This is a genomic window from Gaetbulibacter sp. M240 (genome assembly GCF_043876815.1).
Lineage (GTDB): Bacteria > Bacteroidota > Bacteroidia > Flavobacteriales > Flavobacteriaceae > Gaetbulibacter_A.
On sequence record NZ_JBAWKA010000001.1, the window covers coordinates 111332 to 134921 of the forward strand.

At 36.4% G+C, this 23590-nt stretch carries 21 protein-coding genes and 1 tRNA gene; 10 read left to right on the plus strand and 12 right to left on the minus strand.

Annotated elements, in window-relative coordinates; translation table 11 throughout:
- Positions 1-50: 50 nt before the first annotated feature.
- On the plus strand, positions 51-770 hold the full coding sequence (locus V8G61_RS00505; RefSeq protein ID WP_394873455.1) for an NUDIX domain-containing protein: 720 nt from the start codon (positions 51-53) through the stop codon (positions 768-770).
- A gap of 44 nt (positions 771-814) precedes the next feature.
- Here the strand turns inward: V8G61_RS00505 and V8G61_RS00510 are convergent.
- Positions 815-891, minus strand: a tRNA-Ala gene (locus tag V8G61_RS00510).
- Between the two features lie 363 nt (positions 892-1254).
- Between V8G61_RS00510 and V8G61_RS00515 the strand changes: the two genes are divergently transcribed.
- The gene (locus V8G61_RS00515) at positions 1255-2280 is read left to right on the plus strand and encodes a hypothetical protein (protein WP_394873456.1); all 1026 of its coding nucleotides are present in this window, start codon (positions 1255-1257) and stop codon (positions 2278-2280) included.
- A 448-nt stretch (positions 2281-2728) separates the two neighbouring features.
- Complete coding sequence (locus V8G61_RS00520) at positions 2729-4063, plus strand: ATP-binding protein (protein ID WP_394873458.1); 1335 nt, start codon at positions 2729-2731, stop codon at positions 4061-4063.
- Positions 4064-4096: 33 nt separating this feature from the next.
- Here the strand turns inward: V8G61_RS00520 and V8G61_RS00525 are convergent, their stop codons facing one another.
- Positions 4097-5098, minus strand: coding sequence for an NAD(P)H-dependent glycerol-3-phosphate dehydrogenase (locus V8G61_RS00525; RefSeq protein WP_394873459.1), 1002 nt, complete (start codon positions 5096-5098; stop codon positions 4097-4099).
- A 173-nt stretch (positions 5099-5271) separates the two neighbouring features.
- On the opposite strand from V8G61_RS00525, the gene V8G61_RS00530 reads away from it, so the two are divergent.
- Positions 5272-6216 carry a nicotinic acid mononucleotide adenyltransferase gene (locus V8G61_RS00530; RefSeq protein WP_394873460.1) on the plus strand — a complete coding sequence of 315 codons (945 nt, stop codon included), beginning with the start codon at positions 5272-5274 and terminating at the stop codon, positions 6214-6216.
- Positions 6217-6338: 122 nt separating this feature from the next.
- Here V8G61_RS00530 and nadD read toward each other — a convergent pair whose 3' ends face one another.
- The 3 genes from nadD to V8G61_RS00545 are packed head-to-tail and all read right to left on the minus strand — an operon-like array spanning position 6339 to position 8413.
- A complete protein-coding gene (gene nadD, locus V8G61_RS00535; protein WP_394873461.1) occupies positions 6339-6917 on the minus strand; it encodes a nicotinate (nicotinamide) nucleotide adenylyltransferase in 579 nt (192 codons plus the stop codon).
- Between the two features lie 34 nt (positions 6918-6951).
- The gene (gene gmk / locus V8G61_RS00540; protein ID WP_394873462.1) at positions 6952-7542 is read right to left on the minus strand and encodes a guanylate kinase; all 591 of its coding nucleotides are present in this window, start codon (positions 7540-7542) and stop codon (positions 6952-6954) included.
- Positions 7543-7555: 13 nt separating this feature from the next.
- Entirely contained in the window at positions 7556-8413 is an 858-nt protein-coding gene (locus V8G61_RS00545) for a YicC/YloC family endoribonuclease (RefSeq protein ID WP_394873463.1), read from the minus strand.
- Positions 8414-8553: 140 nt separating this feature from the next.
- Here V8G61_RS00545 and V8G61_RS00550 point away from each other — a divergent pair, with 140 nt between their 5' ends.
- The 5 genes from V8G61_RS00550 (at position 8554) to V8G61_RS00570 (ending at position 14219) form a co-directional block, all read left to right on the plus strand.
- Entirely contained in the window at positions 8554-9678 is a 1125-nt protein-coding gene (locus V8G61_RS00550; protein WP_394873464.1) for a formylglycine-generating enzyme family protein, read from the plus strand.
- 5 nt (positions 9679-9683) lie between these two features.
- Positions 9684-11183, plus strand: coding sequence for a right-handed parallel beta-helix repeat-containing protein (locus V8G61_RS00555; RefSeq protein ID WP_394873465.1), 1500 nt, complete (start codon positions 9684-9686; stop codon positions 11181-11183).
- Positions 11184-11187: 4 nt separating this feature from the next.
- Complete coding sequence (locus V8G61_RS00560; RefSeq protein ID WP_394873466.1) at positions 11188-12228, plus strand: helix-turn-helix domain-containing protein; 1041 nt, start codon at positions 11188-11190, stop codon at positions 12226-12228.
- A 127-nt stretch (positions 12229-12355) separates the two neighbouring features.
- A complete protein-coding gene (locus V8G61_RS00565; RefSeq protein ID WP_394873467.1) occupies positions 12356-13735 on the plus strand; it encodes an NAD-dependent succinate-semialdehyde dehydrogenase in 1380 nt (459 codons plus the stop codon).
- Entirely contained in the window at positions 13725-14219 is a 495-nt protein-coding gene (locus V8G61_RS00570; protein ID WP_394873469.1) for an arsenate reductase family protein, read from the plus strand. The genes V8G61_RS00565 and V8G61_RS00570 overlap by 11 nt, the downstream gene beginning before the upstream one ends.
- Before the next feature lie 7 nt (positions 14220-14226).
- Here the strand turns inward: V8G61_RS00570 and V8G61_RS00575 are convergent, their stop codons facing one another.
- Positions 14227-15117: a mechanosensitive ion channel family protein gene (locus V8G61_RS00575; RefSeq protein ID WP_394873471.1), complete on the minus strand. Its 891-nt coding sequence runs from the start codon at positions 15115-15117 to the stop codon at positions 14227-14229.
- A gap of 194 nt (positions 15118-15311) precedes the next feature.
- On the opposite strand from V8G61_RS00575, the gene V8G61_RS00580 reads away from it, so the two are divergent.
- Positions 15312-15497, plus strand: a complete 186-nt coding sequence (locus V8G61_RS00580; RefSeq protein WP_394874476.1) for a CsbD family protein — start codon at positions 15312-15314, stop codon at positions 15495-15497.
- 295 nt (positions 15498-15792) lie between these two features.
- Here V8G61_RS00580 and V8G61_RS00585 read toward each other — a convergent pair whose 3' ends face one another.
- The 6 genes from V8G61_RS00585 to V8G61_RS00610 form a co-directional block, all read right to left on the minus strand.
- Complete coding sequence (locus V8G61_RS00585) at positions 15793-16458, minus strand: response regulator transcription factor (protein ID WP_394873472.1); 666 nt, start codon at positions 16456-16458, stop codon at positions 15793-15795.
- Between the two features lie 2 nt (positions 16459-16460).
- The gene (locus V8G61_RS00590) at positions 16461-18113 is read right to left on the minus strand and encodes a tetratricopeptide repeat protein (protein WP_394873473.1); all 1653 of its coding nucleotides are present in this window, start codon (positions 18111-18113) and stop codon (positions 16461-16463) included.
- Between the two features lie 203 nt (positions 18114-18316).
- On the minus strand, positions 18317-19309 hold the full coding sequence (locus tag V8G61_RS00595) for a 2-hydroxyacid dehydrogenase (protein ID WP_394873475.1): 993 nt from the start codon (positions 19307-19309) through the stop codon (positions 18317-18319).
- 104 nt (positions 19310-19413) lie between these two features.
- Positions 19414-20136, minus strand: a complete 723-nt coding sequence (locus tag V8G61_RS00600) for an SIMPL domain-containing protein (RefSeq protein ID WP_394873477.1) — start codon at positions 20134-20136, stop codon at positions 19414-19416.
- Positions 20137-20270: 134 nt separating this feature from the next.
- Positions 20271-21860, minus strand: a complete 1590-nt coding sequence (locus tag V8G61_RS00605) for a M1 family metallopeptidase (protein WP_394873478.1) — start codon at positions 21858-21860, stop codon at positions 20271-20273.
- A 10-nt stretch (positions 21861-21870) separates the two neighbouring features.
- Complete coding sequence (locus V8G61_RS00610) at positions 21871-23403, minus strand: amidase (RefSeq protein WP_394873479.1); 1533 nt, start codon at positions 23401-23403, stop codon at positions 21871-21873.
- Positions 23404-23590: the final 187 nt, after the last annotated feature.

Here is a 23590-nt window from a genome sequence, read left to right on the forward strand (position 1 = left end):
ATAATTAAATGTATTTTTTACATTTGATAACAAGGGTATAAACACTTTAAATGACCAAACCAATACATCATCATAAAGATTATTACGCACCGGAAGAAAAGCTGTATGTCGCAACCGATTGTATTATTTTTGGGTTTGATGAAGGTGTTTTAAAACTTTTGGTATTCAAACGTCGGGTTGAACCTTTAAAGGGCACTATATCTCTTATCGGTAGCTTTGTTCATCCTGTTGAAAGTGCAGGAGAAGCGGCAAAACGTGTTTTGAGAGAAATTACGGGTTTGGAGGACATTTTTATGGAGGAGTTAAAGAGCTACTCGGCTGTAGAACGCGACCCCGGTGCCCGTTGTATCTCCATTGCGTTTTATGCGTTAATACGCATTGAAGAATCGAATAAATCTTTAGTAGCAAATCATGGTGCCATTTGGTTAGAATTAGATACGTTACCAAAATTAGTTCTGGATCATGGTCAAATGGTAAAAGATGCTTTGGATCGCCTACGCGAAAAAGCGAAGTTCTATCCAATTGGGGTGGAATTACTCTCTAAAAAATTTACCATACCACAACTTCAAAAACTTTACGAGGCTATTTACCAAAAGAAAATGGATACGCGTAATTTCAGAAAAAAACTCCTGTCTTTAAACCTCCTGATCCCTTTAGACGAAAAAGATATGTCCGGCTCAAAGAAGGGTGCTTTTCTTTATAAATTCAACTATAATAAGTATAAAAAGTTGGAAACAAAAGGCTTTAATTTTTCCCTTTTCAAGACCTAAAAAACCAAAAAAGACCTCCAATCTCTTGGAAGTCTTTCTATACTTGGTGGAGAAGATCGGGCTCGAACCGACGACCTCTTGACTGCCAGTCAAGCGCTCTAGCCAACTGAGCTACATCCCCATGGTTGCTATTTTGAGCAAAGCAGTGCAAATGTATACATTTAATTGCAAAAATACACCACTAAAATCTATCGGCAGGAAAATTTATTTTGGTTTTAAAAAAACAAGATGGAGGTATTAGAATCTGTAATGTAATGGAAGAAATTAAGCCATTATACCACAGTTAAAGAAATCGAATCTTTTTGATTAAAACCCATGAAGTGCCTATTCTTGATGTAACAAATCTAATAATAGAGCGTCAAACAACTGGAAGTTTTGGAAGTTAGTTTGGGGTATTAATTTCGTTTTATTTACTCGGGAAGTCTCCTAAAGTTAGCTCTAAAAATTTTTACTATATTCGAATCATAAAATGATATAATACATTATGAGTAAGGTATTAAGCTACCAGAAAAATATATTCATATTTGGGATTCCTGTCCTTATTTTTTCACTGATGGTCTTGATTGCCAAGTCCTCGTGGTTTCCGATGAATCCCGATCATTTGGCCTTGGGTATTACTGCCGATCTGTTAATTACAACCCCATTTATTTATTTTTTGTTAGTACGAAAATCTGAGATACCTAAATTGTCGGTTGTTCCGGTTCTCGGTCTTGGGATACTTTTGTGTACTTTAATTTTACCGACTGAAAACCAAAATTATTTGAACCTTTTTAAATTATGGGTACTTCCTGTAGTTGAGGGGACTATTTTGTTTTATATTCTTTACCAACTCAGAAAAGCAATCAAACTATATCGGCAAAAACGAGAGCTATCATTTGATTTTTTTACGGTACTAAAAAATACCTGCTCGGAGATTCTTCCTAAACATGTCGCTAATTTATTTGCAACAGAAATTGCGGTATTTTATTATGGTTTTTTCTCTTGGAAAAAAAGAGTATTAAAACCTCATGAATTTTCCTATCACAAAGAGAGCGGTAGTATTACCTTGCTTGTGGCCATTATTTTTATAGCCACCATCGAAACCTTTGTATTCCACATGCTATTAGCAAAATGGAGCGATCTTTTGGCTTGGATCGTCACGATTTTAAGTATTTATTGTGGCCTTCAACTTTTTGGGTTTTTAAAGTCAATGTTTTACAGACCGCTATCAATTGAGGACAATAAACTATTACTCCGTTATGGTATTATGGGCGAATCAGTGATTGATCTCAAAAATATTGATAGTATCGAAATTAGTTCAAAAGATATCGAGCCAAATACCGAAACTAAAAAATTATCTTTTTTAGGGTCTTTAGAAAGTCATAATGTTATTATTCATTTAAAAGAAGAAAACGAATTATTCGGACTTTATGGTTTCAAAAAAAAGTATAAAAACTTAGCATTGTTCGTAGATAATAAAGCAGTTTTCGCTAATGAACTTAATGAGGTTTTGGGAGTTCCTAAAACATAGTAACCTATTTGTAATTATTATCAGTTTCCAAGGACTTAATAACATCTTAAATTTTTAAAAATTTACTTCACCAGCACAATCAAGGTGTTTAACCTTTCCTTCATTACAGATTTTAAAACCTTTTATTGGTTGATGTTTTATTTCTTATAAATAAGGTTACTACAAAAGCTAAAAATCATTTATGTTAATGATTTGTTAATTTAATTTTTGATACCACCTAAATATTTTGAGGCAATAGTTTATATTTGATAAAAAAATTACGCTTAAAACCATCACCTAACTTTTCAAAGAGCAATAAAGTTAACTTAAGTGAATTCAAATTATTCATAAGTTAGTTCAAGTGATACTCAAGAGAAACTGTTGTTAAACATATTGGTTATGTATTTGCTTCTTATTCATAAGGTAATATTTAAACTATATCACAATTGAAAAGGAAAATAGAAAGACTGTGAAAAATAAAGAAAAATCATTACTAAAGCTTTCCAATATACTGTTGATCAGTATGACCATAGCCATTATATGCGCTACCTTTTTCCTGATAGCTTTAATTCAAAGCGGTAAAAATGAAGGGTTTTTAATAAATACCTCTGGGAAGCAACGTTATTTAAGTCAGAAATTAACCAAAACAAGTATCTTGTTCCTCTATAGTACGGATCCTGTGGAAATAACGAAATACAGAGCCGATTTAGAAGACGACCTTGCTTTGTTTAAAGCCAATAATGAAATACTGCTTGAGGATACAAAAACACCCGTCATCTCCGAGGCTTTGATGAAGCTTCAACCACAATTTAACATGCTTGTTGATCGTGTTCAAACCATTATAAGTAGCAAAAATTGTGATCATTGTTTGGAGGACATGCTTGGGGTGGAATCTGAATTTTTAGCGAATATGAATGCCCTTGTGTTGCAGTACCAAAACCGAACAGAAAATGAGATCCGTTTATTTTCCTATATAATTTTAGGCTCTAATATCATTTTGATGCTCCTTTTAATTTATGTAGTGATTAGAATATTGCGTCCTGCGATAATCAAAAACAGAGAGAACACGAATATTATAACCAATCAAAATACAACGCTGCATAAATTAAATGCAGATAAGGACACGATAATTGGCCTTTTAGCTCACGATCTTCGTGGTCCACTTTCCGGGATCATTGCTGTTTCTGATTTATTCATTGAAAACATTCAGGAATACGATAAGGAAATTATTCAGGAACAATTAGTTTATATGAACAAGACCACCCGAAAAACTTATGAATTGCTTGAAGAGATCTTGATGTGGGCCAACTTGCAATCCAATAATTTAAAAGTCACGCCTGAGCAAATCAATTTTAAAGCTGTAACCTCCAATGTTTTGGAAACGGTTTCGCAACGAGCTAATCAGAAAGATATCAATATTCAGGTTTCAGAGGAAGAGCCATTGGAATTTAAAAGTGATGTTAATATGTTCAAAGCTGTAATCAGAAACTTAGTGTCAAACGCCATTAAATTTACACATACCAAAGGTCAAATTAATATTTATGGGTCCAAAGTTGGTGAAGAAGCTATAATTACCGTTTCAGATAACGGGGTAGGGATCGATAAGGATATCCTTCCAAGATTATGGCAGATCAAGGATATCTATACTTCAAATGGCACCGACAATGAAACAGGAACAGGCTTCGGATTAAAGCTTTGTAAGGAGTTTGTAGAAAAACTTGGCGGGCGCATTTGGGTTGAAAGTGAGCTAGGGAAGGGAAGCCAATTTAAATTCACCATGCCTTTAAATAATGACCTTGCGTAAAATATGGGATTTGATCCATTAAAAAATGGCGTCTTAATCTAATTTATCGGTCAGCTTTTTAAAAACCTTTTTAGGATCCTTTTTTTCGTACAGAATCTCGTAAACTGCATTTATTATGGGTATGCGCGTTTTATTTTTATTTTTATGATTTAAAAGGTAAGCACTTTTAGTGGCGTAATAACCCTCTGCCACCATACTCATTTCCATTTGTGCCGATTTCACAGTATAACCTTTTCCGATCATATTCCCGAACATTCTATTTCTGGAAAAGACAGAATATCCCGTAACTAGCAAGTCGCCTAAATAGGCCGAATTATTAATGTTCCGTTTCATTTTATGCATCTTTTTAATGAAGCGCTTCATTTCCCGAATAGAATTGCTCATCAAAACACTTTGAAAATTATCACCATAGCCTAGACCGTGTGCTATTCCTGCGGCTATTGCATAAATATTTTTTAACATCACAGCGTATTCAACACCAATAACATCATCGGTTATTTTTGTTTTAATATATTCGCTCGATAAAGCAGAAGCGATCTTTTTTGCCTTAGTTTCGTCGGCGCACGAAATAGTAAGGTAAGACAAACGCTCTAACGCCACTTCTTCGGCATGGCATGGTCCGGCAATAACAGCAATGTTTTCGTAAGGAACTTTATAGATCTCATGAAAATGTTCACCAACAAGCAAACCGGTTTCCGGCATAATACCCTTTACTGCCGAAACAATTATTTTATCTGAAATATCAACCGTAAGTTTTTCCAACTCACTATGAATAAAAGCCGAAGGAATTACAAAGAACAACACATCAGCATAATCTGCTATGTCGTTAATGTCGTTACTAAGCTTTAATTGCTCTAAATGAAACTCTACTGAGCTCAAATAATTTGGATTGTGTTGTTCGCGAATAAGGTGTTCTTTTGTATAAACACTTCGCATATACCACCCAATTTCATCTAAATTTTCGCTTAGCATTTTCACAATGGCCGTAGCCCAACTTCCGCCTCCAAAAACCGCGTATTTTAAAGGTTTATCCATAGAATTTCAATCTTTTATCAATTCAAAAATACGCAAAAAATTACTCTTTATAACCCCTTCAGAATAATATCAAAATGATTTTTGGCACGCCTTTTGGAATTGTTTATACAAAACCACTTAAAATTTAGGTGCTTAAAACCAAGTTACCTGATTTTAGGATAAAACATAAGCGTATGAAAACTATAAAACTACTTTTAAGCTTTACACTAATAGCAACACTTATGACTTCGTGTTATACTGAGGTGATCGTAGATGATTACGCTCCACAGCCAACGATTAATGTGAATCAGGTATTAAGTTCTTATGAATTATGGTATGTTGATATTAATGCCACTCAAGGTTTTGGAGAAACACCCTTTTTGCAAAAAGCGTTTACTATTTCGTTTTTAAACGGGGTGATCTATGCCAATAATAATATTGTTGGTCTGGGTGATTCAGGCAACGGGTATGGAATTGATGTTGGAACATATAATGCTTATGATTTAATTTTAGATGTTAATCATGATATTGATGGTTTTAGCACTTTTGATGTGTACCTATTAAATAATAACACGATTGAATTGTATAATCCGAATAATGATACCTCATACTTTTTAAAAGGATATCAGCGTAGTAATTTCGATTATGATTTCGTATTCTATGATAATATTCACTATTTCTTACAGGAATATGAAGCTTGGGAAAAAGTATTTACCAGTAATTATGGGGCGTTAAATGAATTTGATAATGAAAACTATTTACAGTTTTTGGCAGGAGGAAACGACTCTACATTCCGAAGTTCTCAGGATACTCCGGGAACACCAGCTGGAAATTTATTTTGGGATTACACCGGGGTTTATGGGGTTGGAGATGTTGCGGGTAATTTCTACTTGAAAACTTTAACATTAGATTATGATTTCTTTAATAATGAACACTTCGAATTGAGCGTTATTAATGATAGTGAAATTGAATTGTACCATCCGGCTTCTGGAACCGTTTATGCTTTTGTTGGTCGTGGGTATATTCAGTTCTTAAAAACAGGAAACGTCAAAGGAGAATCAAGTACTATAGACAGTGGTAAGCTACGTAAATTTAAAGGTGAGCGTATTGATAATCCTAGAGAAAATAAAAGAACATAATAATTTTTGGTTGGTTATTTAGTTAGAAACCGTCGCAGAGCGCTCGCTCTGGGCGGTTTCTTTTTTTAATTATAATTCTTTTTGATATTCAAACTAAAGTGGACTTTGGTAAACAATTGATCTTATTTATAAAAGTTCATTTCATCTAAATAAATCCAGGCCTGATCGGGGATCATGGGCCTTACGTTCTTTCCATCTTTTATGGCCTTCCGGATGAAGGTAGAGGAGAGCTCCATAATAGGCGCATGGACCAAATGAACGTGTTCATGATCGTCAAACTGACTTTTGGGCGCAGCGGTTTGACGCCGCGGATACACATAGAGGTGATAATTTTTTAAAATAAGCTCATAATTCTTCCACTTTTGGAATCCTTTTAAATTATCCTGACCCATGATCAAGGCAAATTCATGCTGCGGATATTTTTCTTCTAAATGAACAAGCGTATTTATAGTGTAATTAGGCTGAGGAAGGTCAAATTCAATATCGCAGGGTTGCAATTTACTATAGTCTTTCGTAGCCCGGTAAACCAGTTCTAACCGCTGATAATTGTCTAATAGTGTTTGTTTCTTTTTAAATGGATTATGCGGGGTTACAACAAACCAAACCTGATCCAGATCACTGTATTCGGCAAAATGGTTGGCAATAACCAAATGTCCTATATGAATGGGGTTAAAAGAACCAAAGTATAAACCTATTTTCATGTGGTTAAAATTTTCGAACAGCGATGCTTTAAAGTTAAGAATTCACAAAACTATCCACCAGTGTTTCCGCCTGCTTTAAGGCATTGTCCAAGTCATCATTTACAATGATCTTGTCGAATAACGGTGCTGTTGCCAGCTCAGCAGAGGCTTTGGCAACACGCATATTTATTTTGTCCTCATTTTCCGTTTTCCGTTTTTTTAAACGGATCTTTAGTTCATCAATACTTGGAGGTTTTACAAAAATAGCCAGAGTTTGTTCCGGATATTTTCGTTTGATGCGCAGACCACCAGATACATCAATATCAAAAATAACGTGTTTTCCCATAGCCCAAATGCGTTCCACTTCTGTTTTCAGGGTGCCATAGAAATTATCGCGATAAACTTCTTCCCACTCCAGAAATTCATTGTTTTTGATCTTATTTTTGAATGCTTTAGCGGAAAGAAAATAGTAATCTTTTCCATCGACCTCCTTACCCCGTTTTTCACGCGAGGTTGCTGAAATGGAGAATTCTAAATTTAACTGAGGTTGCTTAAGTAAATGCCTGACAATAGTCGTTTTTCCAGAGCCGGAGGGAGCTGAAAACACAATAAGTTTACCGGGAGTATTTTGATCTGTATGCGCCACAAATAAGCTGTTTTTAGAGCACGTTTAACATTTGCTCTTTTATTTTTTCCAATTCATCTTTCATTTGAACCACCAGTTGTTGCATGGGAGCAAAATTACTTTTCGAGCCAATGGTATTAATTTCACGTCCCATTTCCTGAGAGATAAAACCTAACTTTTTACCATTGGATTCCTGAGAACTCATAGACTCATTAAAATAATCCAGATGATTTAGTAAGCGCACTTTTTCTTCGGTAATATCAAATTTTTCAATGTAATACACCAACTCCTGTTCAAAGCGGTTCTCGTCATATTTTTCTTTTAACTCTTCAACACCTTTAAGCAAACGCTCTCGAACGGCTTTAACCCGATCAGAGTCCATTGCTGCAACCTCTTCTAAAAGGTTACGGATATTCTCTACGCGCGCTTTAAAATCGGCTTCCAACACTTTGCCTTCATCTAATCGATGAGCATTCAGATCGGCTACGGCTGCATGAATCTCCTTCTCTATGGTCTCCCACTCATTTTCGTCAATTTCTTCACGAACCGTGTTTAAGGCATCTGGAAAGCGCACGGCCATTTTGAGTAATTCAAGATCATTACCTGGAACCACAGCTTTTAACTGATTCATGTATTGCTTTACAACCGGCGTATTGATCTGGGTTGAGGTATCATCGGCAGTGGCTTCAACATAAATAGAAAAATCAATTTTTCCACGCACCAGAGTGTCAGCTAGGAGTTTTCTAATGGCTAGTTCTTTTTCTCTATAAATCGAAGGCATCCGAGCATTAAGATCCAGATTTTTACTGTTAAGGGATTTCAGTTCTATCGTAATTTTTTTGGTAGGTAATTGCAGTACAGATTTCCCATATCCGGTCATTGAGTATATCATAAATCAACTTTTAAGTTTCACAAAGGTATTAAACCAAAACGATAGTAAGCCGTATTAAGGATTCTAAAAATAGAACTTTAAAAAAAGATTAACCAATATTGCGAAAATAAGTGATATTTTTATAGTCAATTTTTATAATTATGAAAACCCTTAAATTAAAGAAAAGACTCATGTCGTTGAGTTTTTTAATGTTGATAACGGTAGCGTGTAAAGAGAAAAATACTCAGGATAAACTGGTTCAAATTGATGTAGCAGAAGTAACCGATTTATCTGAAAAAGTTTTGGATAGTTTAAAAGAAAATCCGCCGGAAGGCATGATATGGATCTCTGGAGGCACGTTTATGCAGGGTGCCGTAGCTCAAGATAAACAAGCTATGGCTCACGAAAAACCACAACATCCGGTTACGCTTGATGGTTTTTTTATGGATATTACAGAGGTCACTAATGCCGAGTTTGCCAAATTTGTTGAGGAAACGGGTTATGTTACTGTGGCTGAGCGCCCTATTGATTGGGAGGAAATGAAAAAACAATTACCTGAGGGCACTGAAAAACCTGCCGATTCTATTTTACAACCGGGTTCCTTACGTTTTAAAAAATCGAAATCCTCGGTCCCTAACTTATATGATTTTTCGCAGTGGTGGGAGTGGTCTATAGGAACCAACTGGCGCCATCCTGAAGGACCAGAAAGTAATTTAGAAGGAAAGGAAAACCACCCTGTAGTTCATGTGTGTTTCGAAGATGCTTTAGCCTATTGCAAATGGGCCAATCGCCGTTTGCCTACCGAAGCGGAATGGGAATATGCGGCACGTGGTAATGCAAAAAATACCATTTATTTTTGGGGTGACGACCGTTCAAAATTAGCTCAGGAAGCCAATACCTGGGAGGGAGAATTTCCGGTAAACAACACTAAAATTGATGGTTTTGAGCGTACTGCACCTGTAGCATCTTATCCGCCCAACGGTTTTGGATTGTTTGATATGGCAGGGAATGTTTGGGAGTTTACAAACGATTGGTATAATGTGAACTATTATAAACAACTAGCTGCAAAAAATACAACGGCAACGAATCCGCAGGGTGCTGAAACGGCATACAACCCACAAAACCCTTATTTGCAGGAAAGAGTCATCAAAGGAGGTTCCTTTTTATGCAGCGATTCATATTGTTCCAGTTTTAGGGTTTCGGCCAGAATGGCTACAAGTCCGGATTCTTCAGCAGAGCATATAGGCTTCAGAACAGTAGCTGATCCCGATATGTTGGTGAATTAAAAATTATGAAAATTAAAAGGTTTTTCATTCTGGTATTCAGTTTTATCATTGAATATACCGGTGCGACAACATACTATATAGATGCTGTTTCCGGAAACGATAGTTTTTCAGGAATGGCTATGGATCAATCATGGCAATCATTGAAAAATCTTAATGCGACCACCTTTAAAGCGGGAGATAGTATTTTATTTAAGGCAGGCACAAAGTATAATGGGCAATTAATTCTTAAAGGCAGCGGTTCAAAAAATCATCCTATAGTTATAGATTCCTATGGCGAAGGCTCAAAACCTGTGATTCATGGTGAAGGTAAAGCCTTGTATACCCTTTTACTGCGCAATGTGGAATATTGGCAAATTCGAAATTTAGAGATTACTAATTTAGGTGATCAACGGCAGGCCAAAAGGCGCGGTGTAATGATACTGGCCGAAGATTTTGGAGATTGTCACGGCATTGTATTGGATGGTCTAGACATACACCACGTGAATGGCAGTTTGGTAAAAAAAGAAGGTGGTGGTAGCGCTATCTACTGGAAAAATTCAGGAGATCGCATCAAAACTCGATTTGTAGATCTTATCATTCAAAATTGTTATCTGCATCATTGTGGTAGGAATGGCATAAACTCCAGAGGTTATACGAAACGTGATCAGTGGTATCCTAGTTTAGGAGTTATTATTCGAAACAATATTCTGGAGCAAATACCCGGGGATGGCATTGTTCCAATTGGCTGTGATGGTGCTCTGGTAGAGCATAACATATTAAGAGATTTTCCCGATATTTTATCTCATAAAGAAGCGGCGGCAGGAATCTGGCCCTGGAGTTCGGATAATACGATTATTCAATTTAATGAAGTTAGTGGCCACAGAGCCAAGTGGGATGGTCAAGGTTTTGATGCTGATTGGAATTGTATTGGGACTATAATCCAGTACAATTATAGTCATGATAATTACGGTGGATTTCTCTTGATTTGCAATAACGGTTCTAACATTGGAAGCACTAGTAATGTTGGCACAAAAAACACTATAATTCGCTATAACGTGAGTGTTAACGACGGTATCCGACCTTATCCTACTGAACGAAAAGGTCCTTTTTCTCCGGTTTTCCATATTACGGGACCGGTAGAAAATACAGCCATCTATAATAATGTTATCATTCTACCAAAAAATTCTTTAGATCAATCTATTGTTTACATGGATAATTGGGGTGGTCCTTGGCCGATGAACACCATCTTCGAGAATAATATTTTTTACTCTAAAGGATCAAGTCAGTTTCATTTCGATAAAGATGAAAATACCCAATTTATACATAACAATTATTTTGGGGATATCGCTAAGCTTCCAAAAGATGAAAAAGGGATTTATAATGATCCTCAATTAAAGGATGCCCATGCTGTTGGTTCCGGTTTTCAAGTATTACATAATTTTTTGATCAACGAAAACTCACCTTTGATCGATGATAATTTGGGTTTATCCAAGGGTGATATCGAGAAATTTAAATCTATAGATTAACCTGATGGAAATTTACCTCACTAATACTTCGATATTAGAGCGTATTCAGCAAATGCAGCGCTATTTGGGGGGAATGGTAAGTCGGGAATGGGGAGCCTATAATCTTCAGGTTGACAACGATCGGGCGAAAGGATACGTTCAGTATATGGATTTTGACTGGGGCGTAACTTTAGTTGATTTTAATTTGCATTTTTTTGAACCCGTTATACTTTTTAGCGGATCGGAGAAATATAATCCCTTGTATTTTTTCTACTGCACTAAGGGTAGCTTTAATCATAAGTTTGACTATGAAACTAAAAAGCATCGGGTAGACCAGTTTCACTCCGTTATTAGTGCAGGAAGTTCCGACAGCAGACACGAGCTTTATTTTGAAAAAAACAAGGTGATCCGTTTAAACGTCATTAGCATTGTTCGGAAACAATTTTTAAAGAAGCGTCTTAATATTTCAGAAATGCTTAATGAAAAACTTCATGAGGTACTTATTGATACAGAACATGAAAAGGAATTTGCATACTATGGCCCGATAAGCTTAAAAATGGCAGATCATGTTCAAGCTTTACAGGATGTTAAGACCAAGGGAATGATCAGGAATTTGCAAATCGAGGGAACCGTATACCAGTTACTTTCCTCACATATAAAAATACATAATAGCTACGAGGAGTCTCGGCCTGTAGACATTTCGTTGTCGGAAGCCGAGTTAAGGTTGGTTCGCAAATTTGCTAAGAAAATCGCCAAAGATCCTTCCAAAAAGTATTCACTCAAAGGTATCGCCTTAAAAATTGGTCTGTCGCAAACCAAATTGCAGGAGGGATTTAAGTTTCTTTATGCTAAAACCGTAAGTGAATATATTCGCCACGTCCGCCTTGAGGAGGCACGAGATCTCATGCATAATTCTAATTTAAACATTTCGCAAATTGTTTATTCTATTGGGTTTACCAGTAGAAGTTATTTCTCAAAGATCTTCAAAAAAAAATATGGGATTTCACCTAGTACTTTCAAAAAACAAATCTCAATGCAAATTGATGACTACCTGAACCCAAATTAGGACCCAAGCACTGGTTTTATTATTACTGTTTAAGGTGTTTGTATCATGGATACCGTCAATTATTAAAGCTATACAGTTAAATTAAATTCTTAAAAACTGTAAATTTAGTTAGTTAAAATTGAAAGTTATGTCTGATACAACCCTATTACCGAATACCATACAATCCGTTAATCCATATAACAGTAAAGTATTACAAAAATATGAAATGGATGCGCATGAACGCGTTGAATCGAAGCTTCAAGGAGCCCATGAGGCCTTTCAACAGTGGAAAGAAAAACCGATAAAAGAACGCACGCGCTTACTTCAAAATTTAAGTCACTCGCTTGAGCATCATATGGAATATTTGAGTGAACTGATGACCCAGGAAATGGGAAAGCCAATTACTCAAAGCCGAGCTGAGATCCAGAAATGCATTTTTCTCTGCGATTTTTATGCTACTAATGCTGAAGATTTTTTAGCTGATGACATTATCGAAACCGATGCTTCGGAAAGTTTTATCAGTTACGATCCTTTAGGAGTTATTCTGGCGGTAATGCCGTGGAATTATCCGTTTTGGCAAGTGTTCCGATTTGCGGTACCTACGCTTACTGCAGGGAATACGGCCTTACTAAAACACGCTTCTAATGTCAGCGGTTGTGCTTTTGCCATTCAGAAGCTATTTCTAGACGCCGGTTATCCGTCGGCTTGTTTCCAAACCTTGCTAACCGACCATGAAATGGTAGATTATCTAATTAAGAATGATAAGGTTAAAGCGGTGTCTTTAACAGGAAGTGAAACGGCAGGAAGACATATTGCTAAAGTTGCCGGAGAGAGCCTCAAAAAGGCTGTTCTGGAACTTGGAGGGAACAATGCCTGTATTGTTTTGGATGATGCCGATTTAGATACTCATCTGGACACCATGGTGAACGCCCGAATGCAAAACACCGGGCAGAGTTGCATTGCGGCCAAACGCTTCATTGTAACCAAGGGAATTTTTGATGAATTCTTAGGTAAATTCACCAAGAGAGTAAAGGACCTACAATTTGGAGACCCAATGAATCCTGCTACGGAAATAGCCACACTGGCTCGCGAAGATCTTGCAAACGATCTTGAAAAACAAGTACAGGATGCTGTTCAAAAAGGTGCCAAAGTGATCCTGGGAGGAAAACGGGATAAGGCATACTATGCCCCAACTATTTTAACCAAGGTCACCACCGATATGGCCGTATTTAAAGAGGAAACCTTTGGACCAGTGGCTCCGATATTTAAAGTGAATGATTTTGAGGAAGCTATATCGCTAGCTACCGACACTAAGTTTGGCTTAGGAACCATGGTTTTTACCGAGGATATTGATAAGGTTAGAAAAACGATTTCCCGAATTCCTGATGGTGCCTTGTTCATAAATGAATTAGTAAAATCAGACCCAAGATTACCTTTCGGAGGGACTAAAGCATCTGGTTTTGGAAGAGAGTTATCGAAGGAAGGTATTTTGGAATTTGTAAATAAAAAAACAGTTTATGTCAAATAAAAAACAAGAAAAAGAAAATAATAAAAACAAAGAAAAAATAATGTCAGTATTAGCACGAAATAAAAGGCAACTCACTTACATATATAGCTCTGAATCCGTTTTAGGGAAAAAAGTGTTAGGCTATGTGCAAGCCATGAACAAGCATATTGAAACTATTGATATTTCAAAAACGAAACTTAGCGATACCGCTTGGGTAGAAATTTCTAATGAGCTAAATATGCCTTTTAAGAATATCTTTAAAGCAGATTCGGTCACTGATGAGCAAAACCATGACTTTGATGAAAAAGACTGGATTAAAATGATTCAAAATAATCCGGCCATATTGCACCATCCTATCGCTATTAATGCTGAAGATATCATGATTGTTTCCAGCCGTGCCGAGGTTCTCAAGCTCTTTGAGGTGGACTCCGCAGGACTTGAAAAAGGATTTAATCATGAAGAACCCACAACGTCTTCAACCTCCAAAGGAGAATCCTTTATTTAAAGCTTTACTAATCCTCTTTATCGTAATCGAGTCGTAAGTTGTTTTTTCCAAAATCTAGGGTTCGAATTGGGAATGGGATATTGATACCTTCCTTGTTGAACTCGGATTTGATTAGTTTGATAGCTTTATGCTTGGATTCTAACTCCTCTTTACTACTAATCATATTTACAGAAAATCTGGTGATAAAATTTATCGAACTGTCACCAAATTCGGTAAAGTAAAATTCAACTTTTTCGCCATTATTTTGTTTGAAGTTCTCAGAAATAATGTTGGTGACAATATTTTCTACCTGTTGAAGATCACTTTCGTAGCCTACACCGCAAGCAACCGTTATCCGACTTCGGTCGCTTAAGGAATAATTTGTGAATCTATTCTCAATGAATTTCGAATTCGGAATAATTACAAAATTATTATCGGGTTTTTTCAATACAATATTCCGAAGACTAATTTCTGAAACAAAACCACTGGTATCACTGGTTTCAATAAAATCATTGATGCGTATGTTTGGCATAAATGATAATACCACACCTCCGAAGGTATTGCTTAACGTGCCCTGGAGCGCGAGACCTACGGCCAAACCGACAACTCCCGCTCCAGCCAAAATACTGGTAAGTACTTTGTTGAGGTTTAGTACACCCAAAGCAATAAAAAAGCCCAGTAAAATTATACTAACATATACGATCTTGGAGATCATATCCTGAATCGATTTTTGACTAACACGGCTCAATAAAAATCTGTAAAGAAATTTCTTTATTCCTTTAGCAATGAATAGGAAAAGAACCATAATGAGTATAGCCAATATTAAATTAGGGAGTTTCAGGATAATGGCATCTACCCACCCGTTTAACTTATCCCAAAGTTTCCCAATGGTGCTTTCAAAATTAAATGTGTCAGTCATAATAATTGATCTTAAAAATTTGGCCTGAAAGGCTTAAAAAAACAAAATTTACCCTAAAAATAAAGGCATTACCTATTTCCAAATAGGAATAACGTCAATATTTTCATCGTTTACGGCATTGTTGTCCGTAGATAACAGGTATATTAATAATGAATTAATAATTAAAAAACAAAAAAGATATGGATATTAAAGATATGAACAAAGAACAATTAGAAGGAAAGTGGAAACAAGTAAAAGGAAAATTTAAACAGAAATATGCCAATATTACTGATAACGATTTAACCTATGCGGAAGGAAAGTTTGATGAAATGTTAGGTACTATTGAAGAGAAGACAGGAAAGAAAAAGAAAGAAATTTTGGAAGAAATTGAAAACTGGTAATCTCTGAAACCATACCAAATCGAAACCCTTGAGAAATCGAGGGTTTTTTATTTGGGATCTAATTAAATTGTTATATAAAGTAGTGGTTGTCAGCCTTTTTGCCATGACCTTTTATAACTTGCAAGTTATTTTTCTCTAAGGAAAGCTTATTTAAAAAGAAAAGCGCGCCTTATTACAAGACGCGCCTTTTCAACTCTCCCTAAGGAAATTATTAATAGCAATACAATATTAGTAGTAAAAGATTGTAAAATGTTACGGATTTCCGTAATAAAATAATGTAATTTAATATTTAGGCTTAAAGAAGCCCCAAATCTTTGATAATAGTCACCAAATGAGTCGCGTTATTAGCTTGAAATTGATCTTTGAGTCGATTCAAGCGTTTTTCAATGGCACTTAGGCTATTTGGTGACATATTGTTCTCTTGCAAATAATTACTAATTTCACTTTGTGAGAGTCCAATGGATAATTGTTTAATAAGCGTCAAGTCGTAGTCATTTATTTCAAGTTCTATCTCAGAATTCAAGGCTTGCTCTACTTGTGGAGACAGAAAGATTTTACCTTTGGAAATAACTTCCAGAGCCTTTGTTAGATGTGCCGAGCCTTTTCGTCCCTTGCATACATAGGCATTAACACCCTGAGTTTTAATCAGGGCGCGTACCTTTTGAAGCCGGTCTTCCATCGAATATATAATAATCGGCAGATTTGGGTAATCAGGTCGAACGGCTTTTACGAGATCTTCGCCGGAAAGTAATTTCCGGTTGTGATACTCTATTTTAAATGATAGATCTGAGATTAATAAATCATAAGGAACCTTGTCTAAAGCTGCTCGTTTTATTTTTAAAAAAGCCTCATCGCAATACTGTGCAGTTTCAACGATTTGAATACCGAGAGTTTGTAAAACATTCATCACACCGGCATTTATTGCATCGTGATCGTCTACCACCAATACTTTATTAAACATATTTAAATCGATATTTCGGCTTTAAAACCATGACCAGGTCTTGAAACAAAATTAGCGGTTCCTTTCAGTGATACAATACGGTTTTCCACATTTTGGAGACCTGAATATTTTTTTAAATGGCAACCAACACCATTATCAGAATAATTTAATGTTAGTTTATTACCTGAAAATTTAAAGGTGATGGCTACAATAGTCGCATTACTGTGCTTTTTCATATTTACCATTAATTCTTGAAGTATGCGATATAAGGTGATTTTTTTAATCGATTCCAATTCTTCCCAATCGATTTTAGATATGGTTCGTGTAATTACCGTGAGGCTGTTTGAATGGTAACGCCTCAACAAATCTCTTAAAACCTCCTCAAATTTTTCATTAAGGTCGATGGAACTGTTCTCTTTGGAAATATCACGTGTTCTGCTGTAAATATCTTCTAAAGCATCGAGTACCTGATCTCTATTTTCTGTGTCGCGCTCTAACTGGGTCATAACATTGTATACGTCGTTGGCTACTTCATCGTGTATTTTTTTAGAAATTCTTGTTTCGGTAAGATAAATTTCGCGTAGTTTATCCCTCTGATTTTTAGAGTGTAACATGGTAATAATCAAGATGGCAATTATGAAAATAATGAGGCCCATAGTTTGAAATAATATGTCTGTTAAACGTTCCTTTTCAATTTGAATTTGGATTTCATTAGCGATCTGTTCCTGGTTCAAATAGTCAAATTTGATGGAAGCATATTTATTCTCAGCCAACTGCTTCGCCATTTCTATGCTATCTTTCAATATTTTGTATTGATATTCTATGGTATTGGGACGGATTGAGATGAGGTTAGCTAGGGCATCTTCCTCATAGGATGCACTTAGGATTTCTTTAGAGATATGATAAGCTTCTTGGGCAAAAGCCTCAGCTTGTTCAAAATCTTTGCGGTCTTTATAATATTGCGAGAGGTGCTTGTAGCTGGTATAGACTCCTAGCTTGTCGTTTTGTTTAAGGTTGAAATTTAAGGCCTCATTCAAATGGTACAAGGCATGCTCCCGGTTAAGTTTTCCTTCTACAAAACCCAGATTGTCTAATGCCCGAGCAATTTGAATAGAGTCACCTAATTGTTTACTGGTATTATATACCTCGGCGAGTAAGGTTTCTGATTGTTCAAATTTGGATTGTTCAATGTAAACCTGCGCCATATTATTTTTAATATCATTCTTAAGCTCTGGAGATGTTGCCAAGGCTAGTCCTTTTTCAAAATATTTTAACGCAAGCTCATAATCCAATCTATCTTTACAGATTACTCCCAAATCCTTGTAAATACCAATTTTAGTTTGCTGTGTAAGATCTCCTGGTGGCATGGCATCTAAATAGCGTAGTACTTGTAATGCTGTGGTTTCACTGCCGTAATAATCTCCAAATCTTAATTGGATTATGGCTATTTGTCGAAGATCGTTAATGGTGGTTAAGGTATCCTTATTAGCTCTGCTAATCTTTTGCTTTTCATTATAGAACTTAAAGGCTTTAGAGAGATCAAGTGGAGATTTCGGATGGTTTACTAAATTTTTATAGTATTGTAGACTATCCTTGATTTTGATTGTTGGTAAATTTTTTGCAGTCGCCACATGGGATAGGCATAAAAAGATTAATGTCGCTATAAGATTTTTCATCTCTCCATTTTAATTAGTAATTTCTTATTCAAGGGAAATTAGTATTGGGCTTATCAATAAAATAAAAAGGAAAAGAAAATAATCAATAACTATTTTCAATGGCTGCATAAGGTGATTTGGTAACATTAAAACATGTGTGATTTCCTTACAATATAGTAAAAACAACTAACAAAATTAAAGCCTAAGTAAAGACTAAAGCTATATTAAGCCTTCACCTCATTTGTTAATGTTGTTCCATCAACATAACTTTTAATGTTTTCTAAGGTTGTCGTCGTGATCTTATCCATGGCCTCTTTGGTAAAAAAAGCCTGGTGGGATGTAATCAAAACATTAGGAAACGCCAGGAGTCTTAGGATTGTTTCATCCTTAATAATATGTTCTGAATGATCCTCGAAAAATAGATTTTCTTCCTGTTCATAAACATCAATACCTAAATATCCAATCTTTTTATTAATAATTCCATCAATAACGCCATTCGCGTCAATTAAAGCACCGCGACTCGTATTGATTATCATAACACCATCCTTCATTTTGGCAATGGACACTTCGTTTATAATGTGTTTGGTGTGTTGATTCAACGGGCAATGTAAGGAAATAATATCCGATGTTTCGAACAGCTCGTCCAAGCTCACATAGTTAACACCCAGATCATTTAATGCTTTGTTCTCATTAATATCAAAGGCTATTATATGGCAGCCAAAGCCTTGGACGACGCGACAAAAAGCAGCACCAATCTGTCCTGTACCAATAACGCCAATAGTTTTACCGTGAATGTTGAACCCGATCAGGTTTTTTAAAGAAAAATTACCTTCTCGAACACGGTTATACGCTTTATGAGTTTTTCGGTTTAGGGTTAAAATAAGAGCCATAGCATGTTCTGCAACGGCTTCCGGGGAATAGGCCGGCACACGTACCACTTTGATGTTGTTTTCCTGTGCCGCTTCCAGATCAACGTTGTTATAACCTGCACAGCGTAAAGCAATTAATTTCACACCATTTTCAGCTAGAATTCTGATGGTTTCTTTGTCCACAATGTCATTTACAAAAACACAAACCGCATCAAATCCACTGGTGATCTTGGCTGTTTTTTCGTGTAATGCAGTTTCTAAAAAGGTAAAATCGAAGTGATAATCTTCGTTATAATTTTCAAAATATTCCTGATCGTAGGATTTGGTGTTAAATACGGCAACTTTCATTTTGCTGGTTGGCTTTAAGCTTTTGGGCAAAGGGCCCAAGTTAAAACCTAAAGATAGTATTTTTACACAGATAAGTTCCTGCGAAAGTTGCCATATTAATGCGTTTATTTTATCTGATACACTATATAAAGTGTTGCCTGTACTTTAACGGTGCCTTTGCTTATCGCAATAGGAGTGTTATTGCTCATGAGGGCTGCACGATCACTTTCTACAGCCATTTTTGTTTGATTTTCAGGAAGACTGGCCGAAATTTCAACATTGCCAATTTTTAAAATTTCTTTGTTGGATTCCGGTAGGTTTTCCAGTAAACGATCGACCAGAATATTGGCCTTATTTAAAGCATCTACATAAGCGTCATTTTTTAAGTCATCCAATTTCGAATGGGAGTAACTCAAGCCACTTAAATCAAGATTTTCATTACTCAGCAAAGCGGTATAAATAACATCGAGCTTATCCAGATTCTTTACCGTAACAAAAACAGAGGTAGAACTTTTATAACCTTCGAACACACGGGTGTTCTTCTCCCAAGTATAGCTTTTATCCAAATTCACCGAAGTCGTTAAAATATCATCCTTATCCACGCCAAAACTTCGCAGGGTTTTCATAAGGTCATTAGACTTGTCTACTAAACAATTCTTTGCTTTTTCAATGGATTTATCCAAACAACTTAAATTGATATTAAAGGTTGCTATGTCCGGAAGTGTTTCTACCTCGCCTGTAGATCGAAGGGTAATGGTTTTATAAGTGACCTTTGAATCGTGTGCCGCCGCCTGGCTTTGACAATTCAACACAAAAAAAAGACTTAAAATGGTAATAAAATATTTCATAATGAATTTGTTTTTTTAAAGGAGTAGCAAGGTTTATGCCACTTATAAAATGAAGCGTATATTTATTATGCCCGACACTAAGAAACCGATATAAGATAGACGTTTAATATCTATTTTTGAAAGAAATAGTTCATTTAATTTTTATCCTCATACAACAACCAGACCTCCGGGTCTAGAATTAGGGCATCCGGTTTCGAATCCATTTTCGCCTCAAAGGTTTTTGATCCAGAATCTAAATTAAAAGTCTCTATTTTTATTTGGTTACCATGAACAAAGGCAACTTCTAGTGGAAAGCTAAAAATATGGTGTTTTTGAACTTGTTTCACATTTAATTTCAATTTTCCCTGGCCGTAATTCCAGTTCCATTGGAGTTCCGGGTACCCTTTGGTGAAGATCCATTGTTTAAAAAATTCCTTAAGATCTTGACCTGAAACGATCTCCATAGCTTCACGGAAATCCGATGTAGTGACATTCTGGTCCCGATTTTTCTTGTAGTAATATCGAATTCCCTCCCAAAAAACAGCATTACCCAGTTTATGCCGCAACATATTAAGTACCCAACTGCCTTTTTGATAGGTGTTGACACTTAAAACTTTCATGGGGTCTTTAATAGTGTTATCGACTATTGGTGAAGGATTTTCTTTGTAATATTCGATGATCTCTTTGCGGTCTATTTTGAGTTCCACTTTACGTTTTTCGTTACCATAAACAGCTTCCTGATACAGAACGGCAAAATAGGTAGCAAAACCTTCGCTTAGCCAAACCTCATTCCAGCTATTCTCAGTGGCCGAATCGCCAAACCACTGATGTGCAATTTCATGAGCTATAGTACGCTCATAAGTGTTATTCCCAGTTACAGAGTTCTCAGGATATGTAATGGTTCCGGCATTTTCGAGGCCTCCCCACTGGGTACTCGCTTGTACATTGGCCAATTTTGCAAAAGGGAAAGGGCCTATATTTTTTACAAAATAATTCAGGGCATTTGCCGAAACGGAATAGTCTGAAAATCCTTCCGATCGGTTTTCAGGATATACCCAAGCCGTCACCGGAATATGATCAACCATGCCAAGTAATTTTGTAGCAAATTTTGTAACCCCGATTGTAACCACTTTTGTGGCAACGGGAGCCGGTTCTTCGTAAACCCAAAGTTTGAAACCATTTCCTAAATGACTTTCTTCGGTCTTTTTACCAGTGGCTACTACATCGTAATGTTCCGGTGCGGTAACTTTAAATGTAACAGCTGCTTTATCGTAAGGATGATCCACGCAAGGCAACCAATGTCTGGCCAGATTTGGCCAGTTATCACCAAAAAAGGACCGTTGGCCAAATTTCGTTTTACCTATCACCAACCCTTTTTCTGCAATACCTTCATATTGTATTTTAAAAGTTCTTGTTTTATTATTGTTAGCTGTTAAGGGGATAGTAATTTTATTATCTGAAAAGCTGAAGTCAAGGGCATTGCCTTCTTCAAAAATACCGCTTATGCTCATGCCATATAGGCCGGATTTTTTAATGAGATCTAAAGTAAAATGTTTTGCCTGATCTGTAAATTCAACTGTAATAACTGCCTCACCTTTTATAGCATTGGTTTCATCATTCAGCCCAAGGCTAAAAATATAGCTTTGAACGTTGGCCGACTCTTGTCGTTCATAAACATCCTGTGCCCTTAATACAAAATGGTTCAGGATAATAAAGGCAATTATAAAAATGTGTTTTTTCATCATTTTTTTAAGATTATTTCAAAAGTGGTGGTTTTCGGTTTTTGGTGCCTTGTTCATAGGCATAGCATAATTTCACCAGTGTAGCTTCATCGTACATTCGCCCAAGAAATTGAAGACCGCCTGGTAAATTTCCACTGATGTGGCCCATAGGCACTGTGAATGCCGGTTGTCCTGTATGTGGACTAATAATTTGGTTATTATCCCCCTTGTATTCTTCCTCAAAATTAATAATAGTTGCCGGGCGGTTTTGCCACGACGGATAAACAATAGCATCCAGTTTTAGAGAATCCATAACATTTCTAATGGCCTCCCTGAAGGCTATTCGTCGTGTGTCGGTATAAGCGTCCAGGCAATCAGCGGAATCTTTACCCCACCGGCCTTTCAAACTTGCATAGGCCTCCAACCGCTCTTTCGAAAATTCAGATTTGGTCTCGATACGAATAATATCGTTTATGGTTTGAAGAGAATCTGACTTCACAAAATCTTTCAGAAAACTTTCTAGGTCCTTTCGGAATGTGGCACACCATTGATCTTCACTCAAGGCTTCAAAATCCGGAACGACCACAGGGTCTATAATATTGGCACCAAGGGAATCCAGATCAACTATGGCCTTTTCAAAAAGCGTCTTTATTTCAGGATCAGCCTCATCGCCAATTAATTCCCGAAGAACCCCAATTCGTGCTCCTTCCAGCCCATTTTTAAGCAAATACTTTTGGTAATCAGGAACTGTTTTTCCTTGAGCATATTCCGTGATAGGGTCTGAAACGTCGTATCCGGCCATTACTTGCATCAACCGGGTAGCATCTTCAACAGTACGACACATGGGACCTACCACATCATTTCTTAAAAATAGTGGCACAATACCACTTCGACTTATAAGGCCTAAAGTTGTTCTAAAACCAACAAGACTGCAGTGCGATGAAGGTCCTCTTATCGAATTTCCCGTATCAGTTCCAAGTCCTACCGTTCCAAAATTACTGGATACCGAAGCACCTGTACCGCCACTTGATCCTGCGGGAACATAGTTAGTATTGTACGGGTTTCTAGTCGTGCCATGCGTTGAACTTTCCGAATGCATAGGCGAGAAGGCCCACTCAGCCATATTGGATTTGGCCAGGATTATGGCGCCTGCATTTTTAAGTTTTTCAATAATGAAGGCGTCATGATCCGGATAATAATTTTGTAATGCCAGAGAACCAGCTGTAGTGGGCATACCCACAACATTGATATTATCTTTGACGATTACCGGGATGCCGTGTAAAGGCCTGAGTTCTCCTGTTTTTTCATATTCTTCATCCAAAGATTTGGCTAAAGCTAAAGCGTCAGGATTGATGTAGGTAATCGCATTTATAGTTGAATCATATTTTTTAATACGCTCCAGATAAGCTTGAACCAATAGCTCGCTAGTATATTCATAATTGCTGTAGGCTTTATGAATTCCTGATATAGTGAGCTCGCTAATAGCAATAGAATCCGGAGGTGTTGAGGTATTTTTGCAAGTAAAACACAAGCTGAAGAGGCATAGTAATCCAAGAATTTTTTTCATGTACAATTGATTTTTGAAGCAGGGTGTTTAATTCCTGTTTTCTGGATTGGGAGTCTAATTTATGAAATAAAAACTGTAATCTTTTAATAGAATAAATTCACGTGTATTAATTTCAATATTAGCCTGCATATAGCGGTTTTCAACTTCCCCCTTTTTTTAATTATTGAGTATTTGAACTCACTCTAAT